General features: G+C 65.7%; 25 protein-coding genes. 9 read left to right on the top strand and 16 right to left on the bottom strand.

Annotated features, from left to right (window positions below):
- Positions 1-18 precede the first annotated feature (18 nt).
- Genes ACTG4K_RS17415 through ACTG4K_RS17400 form a run of 4 tightly spaced genes read right to left on the bottom strand, consistent with a single transcriptional unit; the run spans position 19 to position 2449 of the window.
- On the bottom strand, positions 19-675 hold the full coding sequence (locus ACTG4K_RS17415; protein WP_439115509.1) for an RluA family pseudouridine synthase: 657 nt from the start codon (positions 673-675) through the stop codon (positions 19-21).
- 29 nt (positions 676-704) lie between these two features.
- Positions 705-1193, bottom strand: a complete 489-nt coding sequence (locus tag ACTG4K_RS17410; protein ID WP_439115482.1) for a HugZ family protein — start codon at positions 1191-1193, stop codon at positions 705-707.
- A 39-nt stretch (positions 1194-1232) separates the two neighbouring features.
- Positions 1233-1838 (bottom strand): OmpA family protein, encoded by a 606-nt coding sequence (locus ACTG4K_RS17405; RefSeq protein WP_439115481.1) that lies wholly within the window; start codon positions 1836-1838, stop codon positions 1233-1235.
- 47 nt (positions 1839-1885) lie between these two features.
- Entirely contained in the window at positions 1886-2449 is a 564-nt protein-coding gene (locus ACTG4K_RS17400; protein WP_439115480.1) for a FecR family protein, read from the bottom strand.
- Between the two features lie 230 nt (positions 2450-2679).
- Between ACTG4K_RS17400 and ACTG4K_RS17395 the strand changes: the two genes are divergently transcribed.
- The 3 genes from ACTG4K_RS17395 to gshA are packed head-to-tail and all read left to right on the top strand — an operon-like array spanning position 2680 to position 6140.
- Positions 2680-3495, top strand: a complete 816-nt coding sequence (locus tag ACTG4K_RS17395; protein ID WP_439115479.1) for a mechanosensitive ion channel family protein — start codon at positions 2680-2682, stop codon at positions 3493-3495.
- Positions 3496-3518: 23 nt separating this feature from the next.
- Positions 3519-4553, top strand: coding sequence for a tRNA dihydrouridine synthase (locus ACTG4K_RS17390; RefSeq protein WP_439115478.1), 1035 nt, complete (start codon positions 3519-3521; stop codon positions 4551-4553).
- A 33-nt stretch (positions 4554-4586) separates the two neighbouring features.
- The gene (gene gshA, locus ACTG4K_RS17385) at positions 4587-6140 is read left to right on the top strand and encodes a glutamate--cysteine ligase (protein ID WP_439115477.1); all 1554 of its coding nucleotides are present in this window, start codon (positions 4587-4589) and stop codon (positions 6138-6140) included.
- 64 nt (positions 6141-6204) lie between these two features.
- On the opposite strand, the gene ACTG4K_RS17380 is transcribed toward gshA, so the two are convergent.
- From ACTG4K_RS17380 to ACTG4K_RS17370, 3 genes are all read right to left on the bottom strand, one after another.
- A complete protein-coding gene (locus tag ACTG4K_RS17380; protein ID WP_439115476.1) occupies positions 6205-6501 on the bottom strand; it encodes a 2Fe-2S iron-sulfur cluster-binding protein in 297 nt (98 codons plus the stop codon).
- Between the two features lie 496 nt (positions 6502-6997).
- Positions 6998-7621: a class I SAM-dependent methyltransferase gene (locus tag ACTG4K_RS17375; RefSeq protein WP_439115475.1), complete on the bottom strand. Its 624-nt coding sequence runs from the start codon at positions 7619-7621 to the stop codon at positions 6998-7000.
- Between the two features lie 25 nt (positions 7622-7646).
- Positions 7647-8117, bottom strand: a complete 471-nt coding sequence (locus ACTG4K_RS17370) for an SRPBCC family protein (protein WP_439115474.1) — start codon at positions 8115-8117, stop codon at positions 7647-7649.
- Between the two features lie 183 nt (positions 8118-8300).
- Between ACTG4K_RS17370 and ylqF the strand changes: the two genes are divergently transcribed.
- A complete protein-coding gene (ylqF, locus tag ACTG4K_RS17365) occupies positions 8301-9242 on the top strand; it encodes a ribosome biogenesis GTPase YlqF (protein ID WP_439115473.1) in 942 nt (313 codons plus the stop codon).
- A gap of 18 nt (positions 9243-9260) precedes the next feature.
- Here the strand turns inward: ylqF and ACTG4K_RS17360 are convergent, their stop codons facing one another.
- From ACTG4K_RS17360 to ACTG4K_RS17325, 8 genes are all read right to left on the bottom strand, one after another.
- Complete coding sequence (locus ACTG4K_RS17360; protein ID WP_439115472.1) at positions 9261-9542, bottom strand: DUF427 domain-containing protein; 282 nt, start codon at positions 9540-9542, stop codon at positions 9261-9263.
- A gap of 10 nt (positions 9543-9552) precedes the next feature.
- Positions 9553-9693 (bottom strand): hypothetical protein, encoded by a 141-nt coding sequence (locus ACTG4K_RS17355; protein ID WP_322306152.1) that lies wholly within the window; start codon positions 9691-9693, stop codon positions 9553-9555.
- A 102-nt stretch (positions 9694-9795) separates the two neighbouring features.
- On the bottom strand, positions 9796-10392 hold the full coding sequence (locus tag ACTG4K_RS17350; protein ID WP_439115471.1) for a DsbC family protein: 597 nt from the start codon (positions 10390-10392) through the stop codon (positions 9796-9798).
- A gap of 97 nt (positions 10393-10489) precedes the next feature.
- Positions 10490-10903 carry an RcnB family protein gene (locus ACTG4K_RS17345; protein WP_439115470.1) on the bottom strand — a complete coding sequence of 138 codons (414 nt, stop codon included), beginning with the start codon at positions 10901-10903 and terminating at the stop codon, positions 10490-10492.
- A 124-nt stretch (positions 10904-11027) separates the two neighbouring features.
- Positions 11028-11510: a TerB family tellurite resistance protein gene (locus ACTG4K_RS17340; protein ID WP_439115469.1), complete on the bottom strand. Its 483-nt coding sequence runs from the start codon at positions 11508-11510 to the stop codon at positions 11028-11030.
- 93 nt (positions 11511-11603) lie between these two features.
- The gene (locus ACTG4K_RS17335; protein WP_439115468.1) at positions 11604-12224 is read right to left on the bottom strand and encodes a DUF938 domain-containing protein; all 621 of its coding nucleotides are present in this window, start codon (positions 12222-12224) and stop codon (positions 11604-11606) included.
- Between the two features lie 11 nt (positions 12225-12235).
- Entirely contained in the window at positions 12236-12661 is a 426-nt protein-coding gene (locus ACTG4K_RS17330; protein ID WP_439115467.1) for a DUF6691 family protein, read from the bottom strand.
- Complete coding sequence (locus tag ACTG4K_RS17325; protein ID WP_439115466.1) at positions 12658-13131, bottom strand: YeeE/YedE family protein; 474 nt, start codon at positions 13129-13131, stop codon at positions 12658-12660. Before ACTG4K_RS17325 ends, ACTG4K_RS17330 begins: the two co-directional genes overlap by 4 nt.
- A gap of 61 nt (positions 13132-13192) precedes the next feature.
- On the opposite strand from ACTG4K_RS17325, the gene ACTG4K_RS17320 reads away from it, so the two are divergent.
- Complete coding sequence (locus ACTG4K_RS17320) at positions 13193-14503, top strand: protein kinase (RefSeq protein ID WP_439115465.1); 1311 nt, start codon at positions 13193-13195, stop codon at positions 14501-14503.
- A gap of 18 nt (positions 14504-14521) precedes the next feature.
- Here the strand turns inward: ACTG4K_RS17320 and ACTG4K_RS17315 are convergent, their stop codons facing one another.
- Entirely contained in the window at positions 14522-15049 is a 528-nt protein-coding gene (locus ACTG4K_RS17315) for a pseudouridine synthase (protein WP_439115508.1), read from the bottom strand.
- 374 nt (positions 15050-15423) lie between these two features.
- On the opposite strand from ACTG4K_RS17315, the gene ACTG4K_RS17310 reads away from it, so the two are divergent.
- The 4 genes from ACTG4K_RS17310 to ACTG4K_RS17295 all read left to right on the top strand — a co-directional run bounded on the left by ACTG4K_RS17310 (position 15424) and on the right by ACTG4K_RS17295 (position 21202).
- Positions 15424-16176, top strand: coding sequence for an SOS response-associated peptidase (locus ACTG4K_RS17310; RefSeq protein ID WP_439115464.1), 753 nt, complete (start codon positions 15424-15426; stop codon positions 16174-16176).
- A 169-nt stretch (positions 16177-16345) separates the two neighbouring features.
- On the top strand, positions 16346-19228 hold the full coding sequence (locus tag ACTG4K_RS17305) for an aconitate hydratase (RefSeq protein WP_439115463.1): 2883 nt from the start codon (positions 16346-16348) through the stop codon (positions 19226-19228).
- Positions 19229-19290: 62 nt separating this feature from the next.
- Positions 19291-20187, top strand: a complete 897-nt coding sequence (locus ACTG4K_RS17300; protein ID WP_439115462.1) for a S1C family serine protease — start codon at positions 19291-19293, stop codon at positions 20185-20187.
- A 13-nt stretch (positions 20188-20200) separates the two neighbouring features.
- Positions 20201-21202, top strand: coding sequence for an AAA family ATPase (locus ACTG4K_RS17295; protein WP_439115461.1), 1002 nt, complete (start codon positions 20201-20203; stop codon positions 21200-21202).
- Positions 21203-21208 lie beyond the last annotated feature (6 nt).

Genomic DNA, 21208 nt, shown 5'->3' with positions numbered 1-21208 from the left:
GTCTGAGGGCTCTTATATTCAAAAAGGGCAGGGGCTGTGAAACCGCAGCATCTGGCCGGTGACGGGGTGGGGCAGTTCCAGCAGCACGGCGTGCAACAGCAGGCGCCTCGCCATGGCTTGCTGGGCCGGGGTGGCGTAGAGCGCGTCGCCCACAATGGGGTGACCCAGGGCCTGCAGGTGCACGCGCAGCTGGTGCGTGCGCCCGGTGAAAGGTTCGAGTTCTACCCGGGTGCCGATGCCCGTGTGTGTCGCTGGGGTTTGTGCGGCGGGCTCAGCCAGGCGCCAGCGCGTGAGGCTGGGCTTGCCGCTCCCATGGCATACCTTGCTGCGCGGGCGGTTGATCCAGTCCACGGCCAGCGGTAGCTCAATGGTGTTCCAGCTGTTGTCGGGTAGCGGGTTGGCGAGCTGACCCGCCACCACGGCCAGGTAGCGCTTGTGCACCTGTCGCTGTTCAAACGCGCGGCTGAGCGCGCGCTGGGCTTCAATGCCGCGCGCCATCACGACCAGGCCCGAGGTGGACATGTCCAGCCGGTGCACCACCAGCGCGTCGGGCCACTCTGCCTGGGCGCGGCCGCTCAAGCAGTCTTGTTTGTCTTCGCCGCGACCGGGTACCGCCAGCAGACCCGCCGGCTTCTCCAGCACCAGCAGAGCATCGTCGGCGTGCAGCACCACCAGGCGCCTGTCGGCGGAATTGGTTTCGGGGTTCAGGGTGCGGGCCCCAGTGCGCGGCGAACCTCATCGCCGTTCAGGCTGCGGGCGGCCCCAAAGCCGGCCACCTGCCTGGCGCCCAGCAGGTGCAGGCGCACGAAGCGAAAGTCGCCCAGTGTGGTCATGGGAGCCGCTTCGGGAAACCGTTCCAGGTAGACAGTGCGGCAGGCCAGCGCTTCGGGGGTGTCGGGCAGCAAGCTTTCGGCGGTGGCTTCCAGCGTGACGCGGGGCAAGGCATGCACCGGGCCTTCGCTTGGAGCAGCCTGGCTCAGCAGCAGCGACACACGCGGCTCGCGCTGCAGGTTGCCGGTGTGGGCGGCCAGACCGCTCACGTGGATCACCAGGCAGCGTTGCTGGACGTCCAACGCGTAGGGTACGAGCGACACAAAGGGAGCGCCGCCGGCAGACACGGTGCCCAGGGCAGCGGTGCGCTGCTGCTGCACCAGTTCGCGCAATGCGCGGGTCAGGCTGTGTTCGGTGGACATGGGGTGTAGGGATGTGGCGCGGTTGCCGCCACCGTGGCCTCAGCGCACCAGCAGTTCGGCGCGGCGGTTGCGGGGTTCGATCACCTCGTCCTCGGTAGGCACCACCGGCTCCCGTTCGCCGCGGCCCACGGCTTCGATCAGGTCGGCTTTGAAGCCGCGCTCGATGAGCAAGGCACGCACCGCTTGAGCGCGCTGCAGCGACAGTCGGTCGTTGGCTTCCACGGCGCCTTGGCGGTCGGTGTGGCCGGTGACCACGATCTCACCGCCAGCGCGGGCTTGGGCGCGCGCCACCACGGTGGCCAGCTGCGCCTGGGAGTCGGCGGTCAGCTGCGAGGTACCGGGCTCAAATTCGAGCGTGAAGCGCTCGGGCGCCGGTGGCTGCAGGGCCACCAGTTCGGGGTAGGTTTCGCGCACCTTGTCGGCCGTGGTGGTGTCCACGCTGAGCGCACCGCGGGTGCTCACGCTGGCCACCTGGTAGGGCTGGCTGATGCGCTGTACGCCCTGGCCCGTGGTCACTTCGACGGCACTGGGCGTGCCGTCGGCCTGGGGCAGCAGCGTGACGCGGGTGGCCGGGGCGCAGGCTGACAGCAGGGCTGCCAGGGCCAGCAGGGCCAGGGCGTTGAAGAGGGGTCTTGAGCGGTTCATGGGCAGGTGTCGGTCGGAAAAGGATGGTCGTCGGGTGCCGTACCGGCTTACTGCGCGGCCTGGGTTTCGACGATGAAGTCGGTGCCGCGCACGCCGACCACCGAGGTGGGGGTCGAGATTTTGAACAGATCGGGGTTGATCTTGGCCAGCAGGCCCGTGACCACGCGCACCGAGCCCTGCAGCAGATCCAGCGCGAAATGGCCTTTCTGGGTGGTCGCGTCGTACTTGAACTGGCTCAGGTCCATGGTCGAATTGGGGCCCATGGTCAGCACGGTGCCGTCTTTAAGGGTGATGGTGGCTGCGCCCTGCGGCCCGGTGTTCACGCGTTCGGTTTCAAGCACGCCATCGCCCGGGGCGGCAGGGCGCCTCGCGTCAGATTTGCCGAGCCAGCTTTCGCCCTTAACCTGCTTGAAGGTGCCAACGCGCTTGTCGTTGACCGGGGTCGCAGCCACCGCCGTTGGTGTGGCTTCAGCGGCTGCGGCGGGCCCTGCTGGCGCCACCACGGCGGTTGGTGCCGTGGCCGGCATGGTCTGTGCGCCGGCCACGGGCAGGGCCAGCCACAGCGCTGCGGCCAAAGGCAGCGCCAACTTGGTTCCAGAAAAGGTCTGCATGCGGGGTCTCCAAGGGTAAGCCTTTGATGTTACCGGAGTGCGCTGACTTGGCTCGATGCTGGGTCATGGTCAATCGGCTGTGGGTATGAGGGCCTGCCCGGGCGGTCCCAGTTCCCGGGAACCTTGGGCGGTTTGCCCTGTCCCTTCTAGGTTGCCACGGCTGTTGGCCGGGCAGGCGCTGGGCGGGGCGCCCGTATCATCCGTCACCTTGTTCTGAAAGGGCTGATCCTTTGTCTGTTTTGCAATCCGAACGTCTCACCGAACTCGCCGTCACTTACGGCGTGCAACTGTTGCTCGCCTTGGCGGTGCTGTTCGTCGGCCTGTGGCTCAGCGGCTGGCTCAGCCGCCGTGTGGACGCACACATGGAGCGCCTGAAGGTGGAGGTGACGCTGCGCAGTTTTTTGCGCAGCCTGATCAGTCTGGCACTGAAGGTGCTGGTGGTCATCACTGTGGCCAGCATGCTGGGCGTGGCCACCACCTCGTTCATTGCGGTGCTGGGTGCTGCTGGCTTGGCGGTGGGTCTGGCGCTGCAGGGCAGTTTGTCGAACTTTGCCGGTGGCGTGCTGCTGATCCTGTTCAAGCCCTACAAGGTGGGTGATTTCGTGGAGATGCAAGGGCAAAGTGGCACCGTGCAGTCCATCCAGATTCTCAACACCGTGCTGAAAACGCCGGACAACAAGACCGTGTTTGTGCCCAACGGCCCGGTGGCCAACGGCAATATCGTCAATTTTTCTACTGAAGCCACCCGGCGCGTGGACATGGTGTTTGGCATCAGTTACGGCAGCAGCATTGACCTGGCCCGCCAGACCCTTGACGCGCTGGTGCAGGCCGATGAGCGTGTGTTGAAAGACCCCGCTGCTGTGATTGTGGTGGGCGAGCTGGCCGACAGCGCGGTCAACATCCGTGTGCGCGTGTGGACCGCCACGGCAGACTACTGGCCCGTGTTTTTCGACATGCAAGAGCGCGTGAAAAAGCGTTTTGACGAAGTGGGTATCGGCATTCCGTTTCCCCAGCGCGACGTGCATGTGCACACCCGCGCTGGCTGAAGACCACGCACAGGCGATACACCATGCTCTTGCTCGCGCCCATGGAGGGCCTGCTGGACGCCACGCTGCGCGATGTAATCACGCGCATTGGCGGCATTGACCGCTGTGTGAGCGAGTTCATCCGCGTGACCAACACGGTGTTGCCCGCGCGCGCTTTTGTGCGGGTGGTGCCCGAGCTGCTCAACGGCGGCTACACCCGCGCCGGTGTGCCGGTGCGGGCGCAGTTGCTGGGATCTGACCCGGCCTGCTTGGCCGACAACGCGGCCCGGCTCGCAGGCCTGGGGCCGCATGGCATTGACCTGAACTTTGGCTGCCCGGCCAAAACCGTGAACCAGAGCCGGGGTGGTGCCGTGCTGCTCGACGAGCCCGAGCTGATTGGGCGCATTGTGTCTGCGGTGCGCCGTGCGGTGCCGGCGCATGTGCCGGTGTCGGCCAAGATGCGCCTGGGCTTCAACGACGACAGCCGCGCCGAAGAATGCGCCCACGCCATCGCAGAGGCCGGTGCCGACGAGTTGGTGATACACGCCCGCACCAAGGCCCACGGCTACCGCCCGCCTGCCTATTGGGAGCGCATTGCCCAGGTGCGCGAGTCGCTGCCGCTGGGGCGGCGCATTCCCATCATTGCCAACGGCGAGATTTGGGCGGTGGCCGACGCCCAGCGTTGCCGCGAGGTGACTGGGTGCGACGCCCTGATGATCGGCCGTGGCATGGTGACCGACCCTGGCCTGGCGCTGGCCATCAAGGGGCTGGGCGGTGCGAGCTGGGGCCACATCGCGCCGCTGCTGCAGGTGTTTTGGGTGCAAATGAGTGCGCGCGTGGAGCGCCGCCACCGCGCGGGGCGCCTCAAACAATGGCTGAACTACCTGCGCAAACGCCACCCCGAGGCCCAGTGTGCGTTTGACGATTTACGGCTGTGCAACGAGCCCGAGCAGGTGGAGGCCTGGCTGCGCCACAACGTATCCCCGCTGTCGCTGCACACGCCACCAGCGCCCCGCCAAGAGGATCTACACCAAAGTCGCAACCCGGCGCCGACAGCAGAAATACCCCAACCGTGTTAAGTTCCGGCCCCGGACCCGACACACGACCCCTGTATGACTTCATTACAACAACGGCTGGACGCCATCGCGGGTGACCGCCTGCGCGGCATGCGCCGTGGCCTTGAAAAAGAGAGCCTGCGCTCCCAGCCCGACGGCAAATTGGCCCTCACGCCGCACCCCGCTGCGCTGGGCAGTGCCCTCACGCACCCCCACATCACCACCGATTACAGCGAGTCCCAGTTGGAACTGATCACGGGCGTACACGACAGCGTCGGCGCGTGCCTGGACCAGCTGCGTGAAGTGCACCAGTTCACCGTGCGCAGCCTGCGCGCGGCCGGCGACGAAATGCTCTGGGCCTCCAGCATGCCCTGTGGACTGCCCACCGACGAAACCATTCCGCTGGGCCGCTACGGTTCCAGCAACGTGGGGCGCGCCAAGAGCGTCTACCGCATGGGGCTGGGCCACCGCTACGGCCGGCGCATGCAAACCATTTCAGGCATTCACTACAACTGGTCGCTGCCCGGTGTGGACAACGATGGCTACTTTGCGCTGATCCGCAATTTTCGCCGCCACGCGTTTTTGCTGCTCACCCTGTTTGGTGCTTCGCCGGCGGTGTGTTCGTCGTTTGTGGAAGGCCGCCAGCACGAGCTGCAGCCGCTGGGCACCAGCGGTTCGCTTTACATGCCGCACGGCACGTCGCTGCGTATGGGTCGGCTGGGTTACCAGAGCGAAGCCCAGGCCACCCTGGCCGTGAGCTACAACGGCCTGGAAGGCTACGCCGCTTCGCTGCAAGACGCGCTTACCCGGCCCTGGCCCGCCTATGAGGCGCTGGGCATACGCAACCCCGGTGGTGACTACAACCAGCTCGCCACCACGCTGCTGCAGATTGAAAACGAGTTTTACGGCACGATCCGGCCCAAACGCGTCATTTATCCCGGCGAGCGCCCGTTGCACGCCCTGCGCGAGCGTGGGGTGGAATACATCGAAGTGCGCCTGATGGACCTCAACCCCTTCGAGGTGATTGGGATTGGTGCCAGCACGCTGCGTTTTCTGGACGTGTTTTTGATGCACTGCCTGCTGACGGACAGCCCGCGCGACACGCCTGAGGAAATTCACGAACTGGCTTATAACCAGCACCTCACCGCCGCGCGCGGCCGCGAGCCCGGGCTGCACTTGCAGCGCCAGGGACAAAGCGTGCCCTTGGTCCAGTGGGGCCAGGAGCTGCTGGACCAGCTTCAGCCCATTGCCCACTCGCTCGACGCGGCCCATGGCGGCACCGACCACGCAGGCGCTGTGGCCCAGGCGCTGGCGGCGTTGAATGCGCCCGACACCTTGCCCTCGGCCCGCGTGCTCAGCGCCGTGCGCGAGGCGCATGGCGACTCGTTTGTGGCCTTTGCGCGTGCGCAGTCGCAAAAGAACCATGCCGAACTGCTGGCCATGCCCTGGAGCGCCAAGCAGCAAGCCCGCTTTGAAGCCATGGCCGCGCAATCGGTGGCCGACCAGCGTGCCATTGAGACGGCAGACACCATGCCGTTTGAAATCTACCGGCAGGAATACACCTCGCCCGCGCGCCTGGGCCGCCCCCCCGCGCAAACCGTGGCCGCCTGAAGCTGCAGGTGAAAGCCTGGGGGCAACGCATGGCCGTTGCTCCGAGGCTCCTGGCCCCAATCGTTCAGGCCCCCGGGCCGAGCAATACCACGTCGGTTTGTGCGCAAGCCACGCACGGCAGCACGCAGCCGGCGGCTTTTTCTTCGGGCAGCAAGCCCGGCCACGCCACCGTGTAGCGCACCCGGCCCGCCACCAGCCGGCCCATGCAGGCCCGGCAGGTGCCGTTGCGGCAAGACACCGGCCACACCACGCCGGCTTGCTGCAGGGCTTGCCACAGCGTCTGGTCGGGTGCGGTGGGCAGGGTCTGGCCCGTGGGTTCCAAGCGGATCGTCAAGGGTTGCGTGGGCTCGATGGGTTCCATGGCTGCAATCTACCCCAGCGGCTTGGTGGGTTGGCTGCGGTCTGTTTGTGGGCCCTACCCGGGTTGCTGCACACGCCACTTTCTGACACTGCCTTTTAAATAGGCAAGTTAGAGAACACCCTTTTAAATCAAGCACTTGCATTCACCGTACAGGACTTACCCGGAGTTATGCACAAGCTTGTCCAGTGTTCTGTGGGACAAAAGACCTGGCTGTGTCTAAATGCCTCGGTTGAGCGTTTTTGGGACTGTTTGAGAGCCCCGCCTGTGGGGAACTCGGGTGTTCCGGGTGGGTTTTAGCTGTTTTTTGAGGTGTTGCCTATTCGTTAAGCAGTCTGTTAATACCCCTTTCGAATCAATAACTTATGTGAGCCGTACAGGGATTACCCTGACTTATGCACACAGTTGTCCCAGATTTGCAGGGACAAGTCCTGCGGTGCTGTTGTGCGCGCTGCACAACCTTCCGAGCCCTGTGCATAAGCCAGGGCCTGGTGTGGCATCAGGCGGCGTAAGCCTGGCCCCAGTAATGAAACGTCCAGGGTTTGGGGCCGGGCAGGTAGCCTGTGTGCAGCTGCGGGCAGTGCAGGCCCGCGGCCTGCAGCAGCGTGGGTATGTCACGGTTCAGGTGGCAGCCACCGGCCAGTGGCCCCCACAGGCTTTGCAGCCGGTCTTGCCAGCGGGCCACACCGGCGTCGGGCGCGCGGCCGTGTTCGCAAAACAGCAGCGAGCCACCAGGCGCGAGCACGCGGCGCATTTCTCGCAGGGCCGCCAGTGGGTCGGGAATGGTGCACAGCGAATACGTGACCACCACCGTGTCAAAGCTCGCGTCTGGCCGGGCGATGCGCTCGGCCGAGAGCGCCAGCAGTTCCACATCAAGTCCGCTGGCTTCGATGCGGCGGCGGGCTCGGGGCTGCAGTTCCAGTGCCGGGTCCAGACCGGTGATGCGGGTCACGCGGGCGGGGTTGTAGTGGGGCATGTTCAGGCCGGTGCCCAGGCCCACTTCCAGCACACGGCCTTGCGCCAGGGGCACCACCTGCTGGCGCATGCGGCCAATCATGGGCAGGCCGCAGGCCAGGTCAAGCGCCCAGGGAAATATTTTGTCCTGGTAACAGCGCCAGCACATCAAACCGCTCCCGTGGTGAAGCGGCTCACACCTCGCCGCCGAAGCGGGCAATCAGGTTGTCGATGTACTGCTCCACCAGTTTTTCAAACTCGCCTTGCACCACCGGCACCACGATCATTTTCATCAGGCCCGGCAGCGGCACCTCTATCTCGCCCTGAATCGCCAGCTTCACGCTGGTGGACTTTTTGTTGTCCACGATCGTCCACTGGCCACCCACCAGGGCATTGCCCACGCCCTTCACCGGCGTCCATTTCACCGTGCCTTTGGCCTTGTCGCTCACGTACTTGCTGGCGTACACGGTCTGGATATTCACCTGGGCCGTGCCCACTTTTTCCATCTCCCACTGGTACACACCACCGCCCTGGTCGGTCAGCTTGTCCACCTTGGGGAAATGGCTGACCGAGGTGGGCACGTCCGACAGCACCTCAAACACCTCTGCCGCTTTGGCCTTGACGTCGAATTCGTAGCCCAGATCGATCTTGACGTTGATGCTCATACAAAAAGCCCTTGTTGCGTTGGGGTGGGTGGGTTTGAAGATGGTGGGTTCATTGTAGGGACGCCTGCTACTCAGCGGCACGGTGCAAACACCAAGCACCAGGCAGGGCAAGGCACAATCCTCGGTCACGCGGCCGGGGCATCACCGGGCGCAGACCCATTTCCCCAGAAAGACGATTTCCAGATGAGCATCCAGTGGTTTCCCGGGCACATGCACCTCACGCGCAAGGCCATCACCGAGCGTGTGAAAGAGATCGACGTCGTGATTGAAATGCTCGACGCGCGCCTGCCCGGCTCCAGCGCCAACCCGCTGCTGGCCGAGCTCACGAGCGGAAAACCCACGCTGAAAGTGGTCAACAAGCAGGACATGGCCGACCCCGAGCGCACCGCGCTCTGGCTGGCGCACTACAACGCCCAGCCCAACACCCGAGCCATACCGCTGGACGCCAGCGACACCGCGCCCGCGCGCGCCATCATTGCCGCCTGCCGCGAACTCGCACCCAACCGGGGCGGCATGGTCAAGCCCATGCGCGTGCTCATTTGTGGCATTCCCAATGTGGGCAAGTCCACGCTGATCAACACCCTCATGGGCAAGCGCTCAGCCAAGACCGGCGATGAGGCCGGTATCACCCGCAACGAGCAGCGACTGGCCCTGGCCGACGATTTCTACCTCTACGACACGCCTGGCATGCTGTGGCCGCGCATTGTGGTGCCCGAGAGCGGTTTCAACCTGGCCGCCAGTGGTGCCGTGGGCCGGAACGCTTACGACGACCAAGAGGTGGCGCTGGAGCTGCTGGCCAAGCTCAAGCTGGCCTACCCGGCGCTGCTGGAAGCGCGCTACAAACTGGGCATGGCGCTGGAGGCCATCGCCAGCATGCCGGACGAAGATGTGCTGGAAGCCATTGCACGCAAGCGCGGCGCCTTGGCTGCGGGCGGTCACGCCAACTGGCAAAAAGCCGCCGAGCTGCTGATTGCCGACTACCGCAGCAACAGCATTGGCCGCGTCACGCTGGAAACACCTGACATGTTTGGTGGGTGGCTGGCGGCTGGCAACAAAGCCGATGCTGAACGCCAAAACCGGAAAAAAGAGCGCGGCAACAAGCCCAGCAAGCCCCGCAAGCGCTGAGCGCGCCGCACGACTTGGTCAGGCCTCGACCTTCACACCCTTCCAGAACGCCACACGCCCCCGGATGTTGTCGGCTTCGGGTTTGGGGTCGGGGTAGTACCAGGCAGCGTCGGCGTTGAGCTCGCCGTTGACCAGCAGCGAGTAATACTGCGCCTGGCCCTTCCAGGGGCAGCTGGTGCGGTGGTTGCTGAAGGTGACGAACGCGCGGTTGAGCGCGCTTGTCGGAAAGTAGTGGTTGCCTTCCACCAGCACCGTGTCGTCGCTTTCGGCGACCACGGCGCCGTTCCAGGTGGCTTTCATCGGCCCAGATTCACTTGTTTTTGTCTTTGCCGCGGGGCAGCACCGACGTCATGGGTGGGGTGGGGCGGTCCGAAGTGGCTGGGCCTTTGGGGGCCGAGGTGTCTTTCTTCGGCTTTTTCGACATCTTTTCGTTGCGCTGTTCTTTGCCCATGGGGGACTCCGTTTGCAGCCGCGACATGCGGTCTGATGCGTGAATGTTAAGCCACAAACGGCTGGGTTTTGCGGCTGCGGTGGGCGCTTGCTGCGGCCCGGTTCAGGGCTGGCCCAGGCCCAGAAATTCGCTCAGCGCTTCGGTGCTGAGCGCGCCCGCCTTCGTCACCACCTGGCCATTGCGGGCATGGCGTGCCACCATGAAGGGCACCGAATCGGCACCCAGCCGGTCCAGCAGCTGGCTGTTGGCCTTGATGGCGGTCAGCACGCCGTCGGGGATGCTGCTGGACGCCGACATGCCACCCTGGCCACTCAAGATGGACTGTTCGTGCGCCGACATGGTGGCCACGGGATCGGCCGCCTGCATCAATGCCGCGCCTTGCGGCACGCTTTTGGGGCTCATGATGGCCACCGGCACCCAGACAAACTTCACCTTGCCCAGCAAGGGCAGCGCGGCGTTCCACAAATGGCCGCAGTGCGGGCACTGCGGGTCAAACAGCACGTACACCGGGTTGGCGCTCATGAGTGCGCCCACCGTAAAGCCTTTGGCCTCTGCTGCGACCGTTTCGTAGGCTTGCGTGGGCGCAATGGCTGCTGCAGTCTGTGTGGCGGCGGGCGTGCTGCTCTCTTCTTTTGAGCAGGCCGCAAGTCCCATGGCCAGGGTGCTGACCAGGGTGAGGGCGAGGCGTCGGCGGTTCATAGGATGGAGCGTGTAGACAACATGCGGGTCGACATCATCGCAGAGGTGCCCGTTGTGCCCAACCGCCTGGCGCTTCCGGCGGGGGCACAGCGGTGGTTCAGTGATTCAGCACGATGTGTGCAATCAGGCCGGTGGCCACGGTGATGAGCACGTAGTCAGCGCCTACCTGCACCCACTGGTGGCCGCGGGGTGGCGCGCTCAGGCGGTGGCTGCGGTGGTTCACCACCACGTACTGGCGGTGGCGGTATTCGCGTGGAATGTACGCCCCGCGTTTGAATGCAGGGCCACGTGCATGGACATGGCGGTCATTGCGCGGGTGGCGGAAGTCGCGGCGGTCGTCTTGGCGGTGATCGCGGGCATCGCGCCGGTCATCCCGGCGGTCGTCTTGGTGCTGCACCCGGGGTGGTTCCTCGCGGTGGCCGCGCTGGCTATTGCCTTGGGCAAACGACAGGGAACTGATGCCCAGCGTGGCAGCAACGATGGCGTAAACAACAAAGTTTCTGGATGTCATGGAGGTTCTCCTGTTGGGGGTGAACCTGCATGGTGGGTGACCCGTGTGTCGCGCCGGTAAAGCCCCGTGCCTGCGCGTGCAAAGCTGGGTAGCCAGTTGTGCGTGGGCTTGGGGTCGGTCCGGGTCAGCCCTGGGTTTGCGCGGCCTCTTGCGCGCGCAGTTTGGCGCCAATGTATTCGCCGTGCGTGACGTGCAGCAGCCCGGCCACCTTGCTGATGACGTGGTGTTCGTGGGCATGGATGTGGTCGTCGGCGTAGGCCACTTGCCACATGGCTTCCACCACGCGGATTTTTTGGGGCTGGGTAAAACGCTCGTTCAGCAGGCCGGTGAATCGCTGGTAGTCGTAGGCGGTGCGTGCCGTTTCATGGGCCAGTTCCAGCAGGTGCTGCAGTTCGTCGTCGGTCAACGCAAATTTGCCGCGCAGCGCCATCAGCACGGTGTCGCGCTCGGCCTCGTCCAGACTGGGGTCGGCGCGCATCACTTCCACAAGCAGCACGGCGGTAGCGAGTTGCAGCGTGTGTTCGGCCGTTTGGGCCGGCTGGGCGCTGGTCGCCGCGGCGAGGTTGGCCGTCAGGGTGTCCAGCAAGTCTTTGAGGGTCTTGAACATGGGTTTTGGCGCTTGTGAAGTTGAAAGGCTGAGCCTGCAACCCGTCCAATGGTTCCCCGCATGGGCTGCCGGCTGTCCCGCCCGCACGGCAGCTCAGGTGCTGCGACCCCACACCAGCAGCAGGTTGTTGGACGGCATGGCGTGGCGCTGCTGCAGGGTCAGGCCCGCGTGGTGTGCCTGCTCGGTGACATCGGCGAGCTGGCGAATGCCCCAGTCGGGGTGGTTGGCACGCAGGCTGGCGTCAAACGCGAGGTTGCCGGGCGCTGTGGGCACGCCGTTTTCCAGGTAAGGGCCGTAGGTGATGAGCACGCCGCCCGGCGCCAGGTGGCGCGCAGCGCCTTGCATCAGGCCTGCGCAGGTGGCCCAGGGCGCAATGTGCAACATGTTGGCGCAGAAAATGGCGTCAAAAAGGGTGCTGAACGCCGGGCCTTCGGCGGGCCACTGCGGCGCCAGCACATCGAGTCGCCGTGCTCTGGCGACGCGGGTCAGGCCCGATTCGGACACGCGGGCGTCGATGGCGGGCAGGGACTGGGCTTCAAAGTCCGTGGGTTGCCAGTGCCAGCCGGGCAAACCGGCCGCAAACCACACGGCGTGTTGCCCGGTACCCGAGGCGATTTCCAGCGCAGCACCTTGCGCGGGCAAGATCGCTTGCAGCCGCTCCAGAATGGGTGCCTTGTTGCGATCGGCGGCGGGGCTGAAGGGCAGGTTGCTCATGGCGGCCGCTGTCAGGCTTTGGCGCGCATGCCTTGCGCCAGCGCACCCAGCGCAATGCCGGCCAGCGCCCACAGCAGGCTCCAGTTGCCGGTGCCCAGGCCGGCAATGGCCGGGCCGGGGCACACACCGCACAGGCCCCAGCCCACGCCAAACAGCGCCGCACCGGTGAGGGTGTCGCGGTTCCAATGGCTCACATGCTGGTGAAAGTAGCCGCCCAGCAGGGGGCGTCCCAGCACGCGCGGCGCCACTTTGTAGGCCAGCAAGGTCACCAGCACGGCACCGCCCATCACCAGCATCAGGCCAAAGTCTTCGAAGCGCAGAAAGCTCAGCACCACCTCAGGCTGCACCATGGTGGACAGCGCTAGGCCAAAACCAAACAAAGCGCCGGCCGCCAGCACGGCAAGCAACTTGCCAGGGGTCAGTGGTGTGGTGCTCATGCCAGCCACCATGCCGCCAGATTGGCCGTGATAAAAGCCGTGGCCATGAAGGTGAGCACCGCCAGCAGCGAGGGCCAGTTCAGCGAGCCCAGACCGCAGATGCCGTGGCCAGACGTGCAGCCGTTGCCCAGCCGTGCGCCATAGCCCACCAGAAAACCACCCACCAGCAGCAGCGCAACCGGCACCTCGGTGGTCAGGGGTGTGCCGTCTGAAAACAGCAGCCACCACACCCCGGCGCCCAGCACCAGACCCAGCGCATAGACCAGCCGCCACACACGGGTTTCGGTCAGGCGCGCTTGCTGGAAAAAGGAGCGCTTCAGCACAAACGACCAGGTGCTCGAGAACACGGTGCTCATGCCGCCCACCAGACCGGTAAACAAAAACAGCAGCGCCACACCGGTGCCAATGAAAACCCCGCCCAGCAGGTAGTGCTGCCAGCCGAGGGGAAAGAGTGAAAAGGCGTCCATCATGGGGCGGCATTATCGGTGGCTTTGATAATCGGAGCCCGGTCTCGTCCCTCTCTCTATTTGTATGCACACCCTGGAACAACTGCGCAGCGGCGCGCTCGCCGGTACGCGCCAACTCAATCTGAGCTGTGGCCTCACCGAAATGCCCCCCGAGGTCTTTGGCCTGGCCGACACACTGGAAGTGCTCAACCTGAGTGGCAACCGGCTCAGCCGCCTGCCGCCCGACCTGGGTCGCCTGCACCGGCTAAAGATTGTTTTTTGTTCCGACAACCACTTCACCCACCTGCCTGAAGTGCTGGGAGATTGCCCTGCGCTGGAAATGGTGGGGTTCAAAGCCAACCGCATCGTGGATGTGCCCGCCAGCGCCTTGCCGCCTGCGCTGCGCTGGCTGGTGCTCACCGACAACGCCATTGCCGAGCTGCCAGCGGCGCTGGGTGAGCGCCCGGCGCTGCAAAAGCTCATGCTGTCTGGCAACCAGCTGCGCTGCCTGCCGCCCAGCCTGGCCGGTGCGCAGCGGCTCGAACTGGTGCGCCTAGCGGCCAACCAGTTGGCTGATGTGCCAGGCTGGCTGACCGAGCTGCCGCGCCTGGCCTGGTTGGCGCTGTCGGGCAACCCGCTGGGCTGGCAGCTGCCGCCGCTGCCGCGCTTGCCCACGGTGCCCTGGCGCCAGTTGCAGCTGGGCGAGCGGTTGGGCGAAGGTGCGTCTGGTCACATTCACCGCGCCCACCGGGTGGGAGGCGCCCCCAGCGAAGCGCTGGCGCTCAAGCTGTTCAAAGGCGCGGTCACCAGCGACGGCTTGCCCGCACACGAGCGCGACGCCTGCCTGGCTGCGGGTCTGCACCCCGCGCTGTGCACGCCCAGCGCCGACCTGTGCGACCACCCCGAGGGCACACACGGGCTGTTGCTGCCGCTCATAGCGCCCACGCACACCAGCCTGGCTGGCCCACCCAGCCTGGACAGCTGCACCCGCGATGTGTACCCCGACGGGTTCGGTCTGGGCTTGCCTGTGGCCTTGCGGCTCGCGCAGTGCGTGGCCGAGGCGGTGGCGCACCTGCACCGCCGTGGCGTGGTGCATGGCGACCTGTACGCCCACAACATCTTGTGGAACCCGGCCAATGGGAATGCGGTGTTGAGCGACTTTGGCGCTGCCACCCGCTTGCCAGCCGACCAGCGCGCGCTCACTCAAGCCCTGCAGGCGCTGGAGGTGCGCGCCATGGGCTGTCTGCTGGAGGAGTTGGCCGACCATGCTTTGGCGCCGCCTGGCAGCCCCACGGTGGCCGCTCTGGCTCACCTGGCGCAGGCCTGTCAGCACCCTCAGCCGAGCCAGCGGCCCGGCATGGCCGAGCTGTGCAGCAGTCTGCAGGCGCTGGCCTGACGGCGGTGCGCCGCTGCGTCAGGCTTGCCAGGTGCCCGGCGCCAGCCCTTCCAGGCTGTGCGGGCCAATCGCCGCGCGGATCAGGCGCAGCGTGGGAAAGCCCACGGCGGCCGTCATGCGGCGCACCTGGCGGTTGCGGCCTTCGCGAATGATCAGTTCGATCCACGCTGTGGGCTTGGACGCCCGCACGCGAATGGGCGGGTCGCGCTCCCACAACCCGGGCGGTGGTGCCATGGCGCGGGCGCGGGCGGGCAGGGTGGGCCCGTCGTTGAGCTGGACCCCGTTGCGCAGCTGGTTCAGCGCCGCCTCGTCGGGCTCGCCTTCCACCTGCACCCAGTAGGTTTTTTCCATCTTGAAGCGCGGGTCGGCAATGCGGGCCTGCTCCTTGCCGTTGTCGGTCAGCAGCAGTAGGCCTTCGCTGTCGGCGTCCAGCCGCCCGGCCACGTACACGCCGGGCAGGTCGATGAAATCTTTCAGCCCACGCCAGCGGCCTTCAGCGGTGAACTGGCTGAGCACGCCGTAGGGTTTGTTGAATCGGATCAGCATAGTTGGAATAGGCACATCAAGCGGCGAGAAACAGCGCCGGGTCCACCACGGCGCGGTTGAGCATGACGCCCCAGTGCAGATGCTGCCCGGTTACGCCCGGCCCGAGAGACAGTCGTGCAATGCCGCCTGGCACGGACGAGGCGTGGGGTACAACGCCGCTTGCCTCTGCGGCCGTTGTAGCGCCCTTGGCTGGGCCCCACGCGCCCAGCCGTAGCGTGCGGCGGTTGGGCGCTGAAGGAGCGAACAAAACTAACAGACCGGCCAGGCTGGAACGGGGCACCACAACTCCCAGAAAAAAGAGGGATTTTGGCGGCAAAAAGCGCTGCCCGTGTCAGGCACCCGGTGTTCTTGTGGCGGGCTGCTAGCATCGCTGCATGAGTTCCCAATACGAAAGCCTGCAGCCCGCCGCGCTGTACCCCGATGCCTTTAATGTGGCTGCCCCCGAAACCCCCGTGGGGCGCAGCGTGTGGCCACGCCAGCCGGGTGTGTTCATCCGCAAAGCACCGGCGGCTGCCGCACCCGCCCCAGCGCCTGAGGCCACCGAGCCCGAAACGCCTGATGCGCCAGATGCTCCAACGGATGGCGCTGCGCAAGCAGCTCCCGCCGAGGCCGCGCCCCTGGTGCTGGAGTTGGCGGCCGGGCAGTTTGGTTTTGTGCCGACGTGGGTCAAGTCGGCATCGGACGCCAAGCTGCGCTCGACCAAGCTGGTGAACGCCCGCTCGGAAACCGTGAGCACGTCGAAAAATTTCTACGACGCCTGGACCCACGGCCAGCGCTGTATCGTGCCTATGATGGCCTTTATTGAAGACGACTACCGCAGCGGCAAAGCCGTGCCCACCCGCATTGCCCGGGTGGACGGCAAGCCCATGGGCGTGGCCGGGTTGTGGGAATGCTGGACCGGTGCCGACGGCCAGGTCATCGTCAGCTTCACCCTGCTCACCGTCAACGCCAACAGCCACGCGCTGATGAACCGCTACCAGCAACCGGGCTCTGAAAAACGCATGCCGGCGGTGTTAAACGAAGGCGCTTACGGTGCCTGGCTCACCGCCCACCCGCAAAAGGCCAAAGAGTTCATGCGCGCCTACCCTGCCAACTGGCTCACCGCCAACCCGGTGCAGAAGAAGTAGTCGCGCCGCCGCGCGAGGTCGTCCGTGGTGTCCGGGTCTTCGCGCAAGGCCCGCTCCAAACCGTCCTTGAAGGTTGGCTGCCTGGGTACCGGCGTGCGGACCTTAAGCCACCACAGGCAGTGCGGTGAAGCACGCCGGCGCCACAATGGGCTCTCACGAGGAGTTCGCCATGGTTTTCAAGCACCCCTTTGCGTCTTGCGTCAAGACGTTCAAAACCACTTCGGGGAAAAGCGGTCGGTTCTATTCCCTGCCTGCCCTCGCCAAGCACTTTCCCAACGTGTCGCGTTTGCCGGTGTCGCTGCGCATCGTGCTGGAAAGCGTGTTGCGCCATTGCGATGGCGAGCGCGTCATGGCCGAGCATGTGGCGCAGCTGGCCAACTGGCAGCCCAACGCCGGGCGCAGCGACGAGATTCCTTTCACGGTGGCTCGGGTGGTGCTGCAAGACTTCACCGGCGTGCCCCTGCTAGCCGACCTGGCCGCCATGCGCAGCGTGGCGCAGCGGCTGGGCCAGGACCCGAAAAAGATTGAGCCGCTGGTGCCAGTGGACCTGGTGGTGGACCATTCTGTCATGGTGGACCACTACGGTACCAAGCGCGCGCTCGACCTCAACATGAAGCTGGAATTTCAGCGCAACCGCGAGCGCTACGAGTTCATGAAATGGGGCATGCAGGCCTTTGACACTTTCGGCGTTGTGCCGCCGGGCTTCGGCATCGTGCACCAGGTGAATCTGGAGTACCTGGCGCGCGGCGTGCACCTGAAGGGCGGCCTGTATTACCCCGACACGCTGGTGGGCACCGACAGCCACACCACCATGATCAACGGCATTGGCGTGGTGGGCTGGGGCGTGGGCGGCATCGAGGCCGAAGCCGCCATGCTGGGCCAGCCGGTGTACTTCCTCACACCCGACGTGGTGGGCTTCGAGATGACGGGCCGCCTGCGCGAAGGCGTGACCGCCACCGACCTGGTGTTGAGCGTGACCGAACTGTTGCGCCGCCACAAGGTGGTGGGCAAGTTTGTGGAGTTTTTTGGCGAGGGCACGGCCTCACTGTCGCTGCCTGACCGCGCCACCATTGCCAACATGGCGCCCGAGTACGGCGCCACCATGGGCTTCTTTCCGGTGGACGGCAAGACGCTGGATTACTTCCGGGGCACCGGCCGCAACAAGGCCGAAATCGAAGCCTTTGAAGCTTACTTCCGGGCGCAGGGATGGTTTGGCGTGCCGGGCGCGCCAGGGGCTTGCATTGGGGCGGGTGACATCGACTATTCGCAGGTGGTCACGCTCGATCTGGGGCAGGTCACGCCCAGCCTGGCGGGTCCGAAGCGCCCGCAAGACCGCATCGAGCTCGGCCAGGTGGCCAGCCAGTTTGCGTCGCTGTTCAGCAAGGCCAACGCCGACAACGGCTTCAACCGCCCAGCAGCTTTGCTGCACACGCGCCACCAGCTGCAAGCCGGCGGCAACCCGCAGGCCCTGCACGACCTGCCTGAGCAGCCCACGCCCCCAGGTGCGCCGCGCTCGGTGGCTGAAATGGACGCCAACCGGCCAGCACGCGCCACCGCACAGTCCGGCGCCGCCACCCTGAGGCCCCAGTCGCTGTCGGTCGGCAATGGCGAAGTGCTGATTGCGGCCATCACCAGTTGCACCAACACCAGCAACCCGGGTGTGATGCTGGCCGCGGGCCTGCTGGCGCAAAAAGCGGTGCAGGCCGGGCTCAAGGTCAAGCCGCACATCAAGACGTCGCTGGCGCCGGGCTCGCGCATCGTTACCGAATACCTGACCGCCACCGGGTTGCTGCCCTACCTGGAAAAGCTGGGCTTTGCCCTGGCGGGCTACGGCTGCACCACCTGTATTGGCAACGCGGGCGACCTCACGCCCGAGCTGAACGACGTGATCACGCAAAACGACCTGGTGTGCGCTGCCGTGCTGTCGGGCAACCGCAATTTCGAGGCGCGCATCCACCCCAACCTGAAAGCCAACTTTCTGGCCAGCCCGCCGCTGGTGGTGGCTTACGCCATTGCCGGCAACGTGATGACCGACCTGATGACCGAGCCGCTGGGCCTCGGCAAGGGCGGCCACCCGGTGTACCTGGGTGACATCTGGCCCAGCAGCGAAGAGGTGCATGCGCTGATGAAATTTGCCATGAAAGGCAAGGCCTACCGCGACAACTACGAGCGCATCCAAGGCGAGCCTGGCGAGTTGTGGGCGCGCATTCAGGGGGTGAGCGGTAACGCCTACACCTGGCCCACCAGTTCCTATATTGCCGAGCCGCCGTTCTTTGCCGACTTCGCCCTGGCGCAGCCGGCCGAGCAGGCGCCTGCCGTGCGTGGCGCGCGCATCATGGCGCTGTTTGGTGATTCGATCACCACCGACCACATTTCACCAGCTGGCAGCATTGCCGAAAACTCGCCGGCTGGCCAGTGGCTGCTGGCGCGCGGCGTGCTCAAGGCCGACTTCAACAGCTACGGCGCACGCCGAGGCCACCACGACGTGATGGTGCGCGGCACCTTTGCCAATGTGCGCATCAAAAACCTGATGCTCGCCCCCGACGCCGCCGGCTCACGCGAAGAGGGCGGCTGGACTGTTTACCAGAGCAGCGGTACCGGGCAAGGGCAGAAAATGACTATTTTTGACGCCGCCATGCGCTACCAGGCCGAAGGCGTGCCCACTGTGGTGCTGGCGGGCGAGGAGTACGGCACTGGCTCCAGCCGCGACTGGGCCGCCAAAGGCACGCAGTTGCTGGGCATCAAGGCGGTGGTGGCGCGCAGCTTCGAGCGCATCCACCGCAGCAACCTGGTGGGCATGGGCGTGCTGCCGCTGCAGTTCAAGGCGGGCGATTCGTGGGAAAGCCTGGGCCTTACGGGCAACGAAACGCTGGACGTGCTGCCGCACCCTGAACTGCTGCCCCAGAGCGATGCGACCCTGGTGATCACCCGTGCCAATGGCCACCGGCAGGAAGTGCGGCTGACGCTGCGCATCGATACGCCGGTGGAAGTGAACTATTACCGGGCAGGCGGAATCCTGCCCTATGTGCTCAGGCAATTGTTGACCGCTTGAGCCGGGCCGCGCAACGCGGCATGATGTGCACAGCGCCCATCCCGGCGCCCCAGGAGTAGCCCATGCGCAAGCCCGCCCTGTACAGCCGTTCGGCCCGCGCCACTGTGGTGGTGGCGCCTGTGCCTGCGGTGGCGGCTGTGGGGCCGCCCAAGCCCCTGCTCGGGCACCGCCTGGCCAGAGCCGGCAATAGTCCGCGCGTGTTGTGGGGCGCCATGGCGTTGTTGGGCATGCTGCTGGCCGGTGTGTTGTTGCGCGGCCCGGGCGCCGCCAGTGGGCTGACGCAAAAAGACATCGACGCAGCGGTGCTGCGCACCCTCACCACCCAGAACCTGCCTTCGGTGGCGGCCCGAGCGGCCGAACAAATCCGCCCTTCCGTGGTGCGCGTCGTGTCACTGGCCAAGAACAAAAAGGGTGAAGACGAAGAGCAGGGCGTGGGCACCGGCGTGGTCATCGTGGACAAGGGTGTGATCCTGACCAACCTGCATGTGGTGCAAAGCGCGCAGCGCATTCGGCTGGTGTTTGCCGACGGCAGCACCTCGGCGGCCAGCGTGGTGGGCGCACAGCCTGAAAACGACCTGGCCGTGCTGCAGGCCCACACCATCCCGGACGACCTGAGTGCGGCCACCATGCGGTCCACCCACGACCTGCGCCCCGGCGAACAGGTGGTGGCGGTGGGCTTTCCCTTCGGCATCGGGCCGTCGGTGTCGTCGGGTGTGATTTCGGGGCTGGGGCGCTCGTTTCGGTCGCCCGAAGGCGAGCAGGAAATCGGCAACCTGATCCAGTTTGACGCGGCTGCCAACCCCGGCAATTCGGGCGGGCCGCTGGTGACCATGGACGGCGAGGTGGTCGGCATCGTCACCGGCATCCTCAACCCCACCAGCCACCGTACCTTTGTGGGCATTGGTTTTGCAGTGCCCATTGAAAGCGCCGCCGGCGCCGCCGGCCTTCCCCCATTCTGAAACGGAGCACAACATGAGCGACCCCAACGCCCCTGACACCGCCCAGCTGATGGAACAGATCCTGTACGAGGTGAAACGGGTTGTGGTCGGCCAAGACCGCTTTCTGGAGCGCGTCATGGTGGCGATGCTGGCGCAGGGCCATTTGCTGGTGGAAGGGGTGCCCGGGCTGGCTAAAACCCTCACGGTAAAGACCCTCGCCGAGGTGGTGCAGGGGCGGTTCAAGCGCATCCAGTTCACGCCCGACCTGGTGCCGGCTGATTTGGTGGGGACGCGCATCTACAACCAGAAAACGGGCGACTTCAGCACCTCGCTGGGTCCGGTGTTTGCCAACCTGCTGCTGGCCGACGAGATCAACCGGGCGCCCGCCAAGGTGCAAAGCGCTTTGCTGGAAGTGATGCAAGAGCGCCAGGTGACGATTGCCGGCGAGTCGCACAAGGTGCCGAGTCCGTTTCTGGTGATGGCCACGCAAAACCCGATCGAGACAGAGGGCACCTACCCGCTGCCCGAGGCGCAGGTCGACCGTTTCATGATGAAGGTGCTGGTGGACTACCCGACCGACGAGGAAGAGTTCGTCATCGTCGAGCGCGTCACCGGCCCGGCGGTGCAGGTGCAGGCCGTGGCCACCACCGAGCAGCTGGCCGCGCTGCAGGCGCAGTGCCGCGCCGTGTACGTGGACCCCTCGCTGGTGCAGTACGCGGTGAAGCTGGTGTCGGCCACGCGCACGCCCGACAAGCATGGCATCAAAGACATGGCTCGCCTCATCACCTACGGCGCCAGTCCGCGTGCCACCATTGGTTTGGTGGAAGGCGCCCGGGCTCTAGCCCTGTTGCGCGGGCGAAGCTATGCGCTGCCCGAAGACATGGCCGACCTGGTGCCCGACGTGCTGCGCCACCGCATCGTGCTGTCGTACGAAGGCATCTCGGAAGGCTTGAGCCCCGACGCGCTGGTGCAACGCATCATGGCCGCGGTGAAGCCGCCCGCCAAACCCCTGGAACACGAAAAACGGGTGGCCTGAGGGCAC

Origin of the sequence: Hydrogenophaga sp., from assembly GCF_965657535.1 — a bacterium.
Classification (GTDB): domain Bacteria; phylum Pseudomonadota; class Gammaproteobacteria; order Burkholderiales; family Burkholderiaceae_C; genus Hydrogenophaga.
This window is presented reverse-complemented; position numbering and strand designations above follow the sequence as displayed.

What these genes read in the sequence shown, in the direction of transcription:
- ACTG4K_RS17315 (WP_439115508.1), bottom strand. Translation starts at nt 15,049, where the DNA reads ATGCTGATCCGATTCAACAAACCCTACGGCGTGCTCAGCCAGTTCACC.
- ACTG4K_RS17355 (WP_322306152.1), bottom strand. Translation starts at nt 9,693, where the DNA reads ATGGGCAAAGAACAGCGCAACGAAAAGATGTCGAAAAAGCCGAAGAAA.
- ACTG4K_RS17305 (WP_439115463.1), top strand. Translation starts at nt 16,346, where the DNA reads ATGGTTTTCAAGCACCCCTTTGCGTCTTGCGTCAAGACGTTCAAAACC.
- ACTG4K_RS17325 (WP_439115466.1), bottom strand. Translation starts at nt 13,131, where the DNA reads ATGATGGACGCCTTTTCACTCTTTCCCCTCGGCTGGCAGCACTACCTG.
- ACTG4K_RS17345 (WP_439115470.1), bottom strand. Translation starts at nt 10,903, where the DNA reads ATGACATCCAGAAACTTTGTTGTTTACGCCATCGTTGCTGCCACGCTG.
- gshA (WP_439115477.1), top strand. Translation starts at nt 4,587, where the DNA reads ATGACTTCATTACAACAACGGCTGGACGCCATCGCGGGTGACCGCCTG.
- ACTG4K_RS17320 (WP_439115465.1), top strand. Translation starts at nt 13,193, where the DNA reads ATGCACACCCTGGAACAACTGCGCAGCGGCGCGCTCGCCGGTACGCGC.
- ACTG4K_RS17400 (WP_439115480.1), bottom strand. Translation starts at nt 2,449, where the DNA reads ATGCAGACCTTTTCTGGAACCAAGTTGGCGCTGCCTTTGGCCGCAGCG.
- ACTG4K_RS17300 (WP_439115462.1), top strand. Translation starts at nt 19,291, where the DNA reads ATGCGCAAGCCCGCCCTGTACAGCCGTTCGGCCCGCGCCACTGTGGTG.
- ACTG4K_RS17335 (WP_439115468.1), bottom strand. Translation starts at nt 12,224, where the DNA reads ATGAGCAACCTGCCCTTCAGCCCCGCCGCCGATCGCAACAAGGCACCC.
- ACTG4K_RS17330 (WP_439115467.1), bottom strand. Translation starts at nt 12,661, where the DNA reads ATGAGCACCACACCACTGACCCCTGGCAAGTTGCTTGCCGTGCTGGCG.
- ACTG4K_RS17390 (WP_439115478.1), top strand. Translation starts at nt 3,519, where the DNA reads ATGCTCTTGCTCGCGCCCATGGAGGGCCTGCTGGACGCCACGCTGCGC.
- ACTG4K_RS17310 (WP_439115464.1), top strand. Translation starts at nt 15,424, where the DNA reads ATGAGTTCCCAATACGAAAGCCTGCAGCCCGCCGCGCTGTACCCCGAT.
- ACTG4K_RS17370 (WP_439115474.1), bottom strand. Translation starts at nt 8,117, where the DNA reads ATGAGCATCAACGTCAAGATCGATCTGGGCTACGAATTCGACGTCAAG.
- ACTG4K_RS17410 (WP_439115482.1), bottom strand. Translation starts at nt 1,193, where the DNA reads ATGTCCACCGAACACAGCCTGACCCGCGCATTGCGCGAACTGGTGCAG.
- ACTG4K_RS17340 (WP_439115469.1), bottom strand. Translation starts at nt 11,510, where the DNA reads ATGTTCAAGACCCTCAAAGACTTGCTGGACACCCTGACGGCCAACCTC.
- ACTG4K_RS17375 (WP_439115475.1), bottom strand. Translation starts at nt 7,621, where the DNA reads ATGTGCTGGCGCTGTTACCAGGACAAAATATTTCCCTGGGCGCTTGAC.
- ACTG4K_RS17380 (WP_439115476.1), bottom strand. Translation starts at nt 6,501, where the DNA reads ATGGAACCCATCGAGCCCACGCAACCCTTGACGATCCGCTTGGAACCC.
- ACTG4K_RS17405 (WP_439115481.1), bottom strand. Translation starts at nt 1,838, where the DNA reads ATGAACCGCTCAAGACCCCTCTTCAACGCCCTGGCCCTGCTGGCCCTG.
- ACTG4K_RS17350 (WP_439115471.1), bottom strand. Translation starts at nt 10,392, where the DNA reads ATGAACCGCCGACGCCTCGCCCTCACCCTGGTCAGCACCCTGGCCATG.
- ylqF (WP_439115473.1), top strand. Translation starts at nt 8,301, where the DNA reads ATGAGCATCCAGTGGTTTCCCGGGCACATGCACCTCACGCGCAAGGCC.
- ACTG4K_RS17360 (WP_439115472.1), bottom strand. Translation starts at nt 9,542, where the DNA reads ATGAAAGCCACCTGGAACGGCGCCGTGGTCGCCGAAAGCGACGACACG.
- ACTG4K_RS17295 (WP_439115461.1), top strand. Translation starts at nt 20,201, where the DNA reads ATGAGCGACCCCAACGCCCCTGACACCGCCCAGCTGATGGAACAGATC.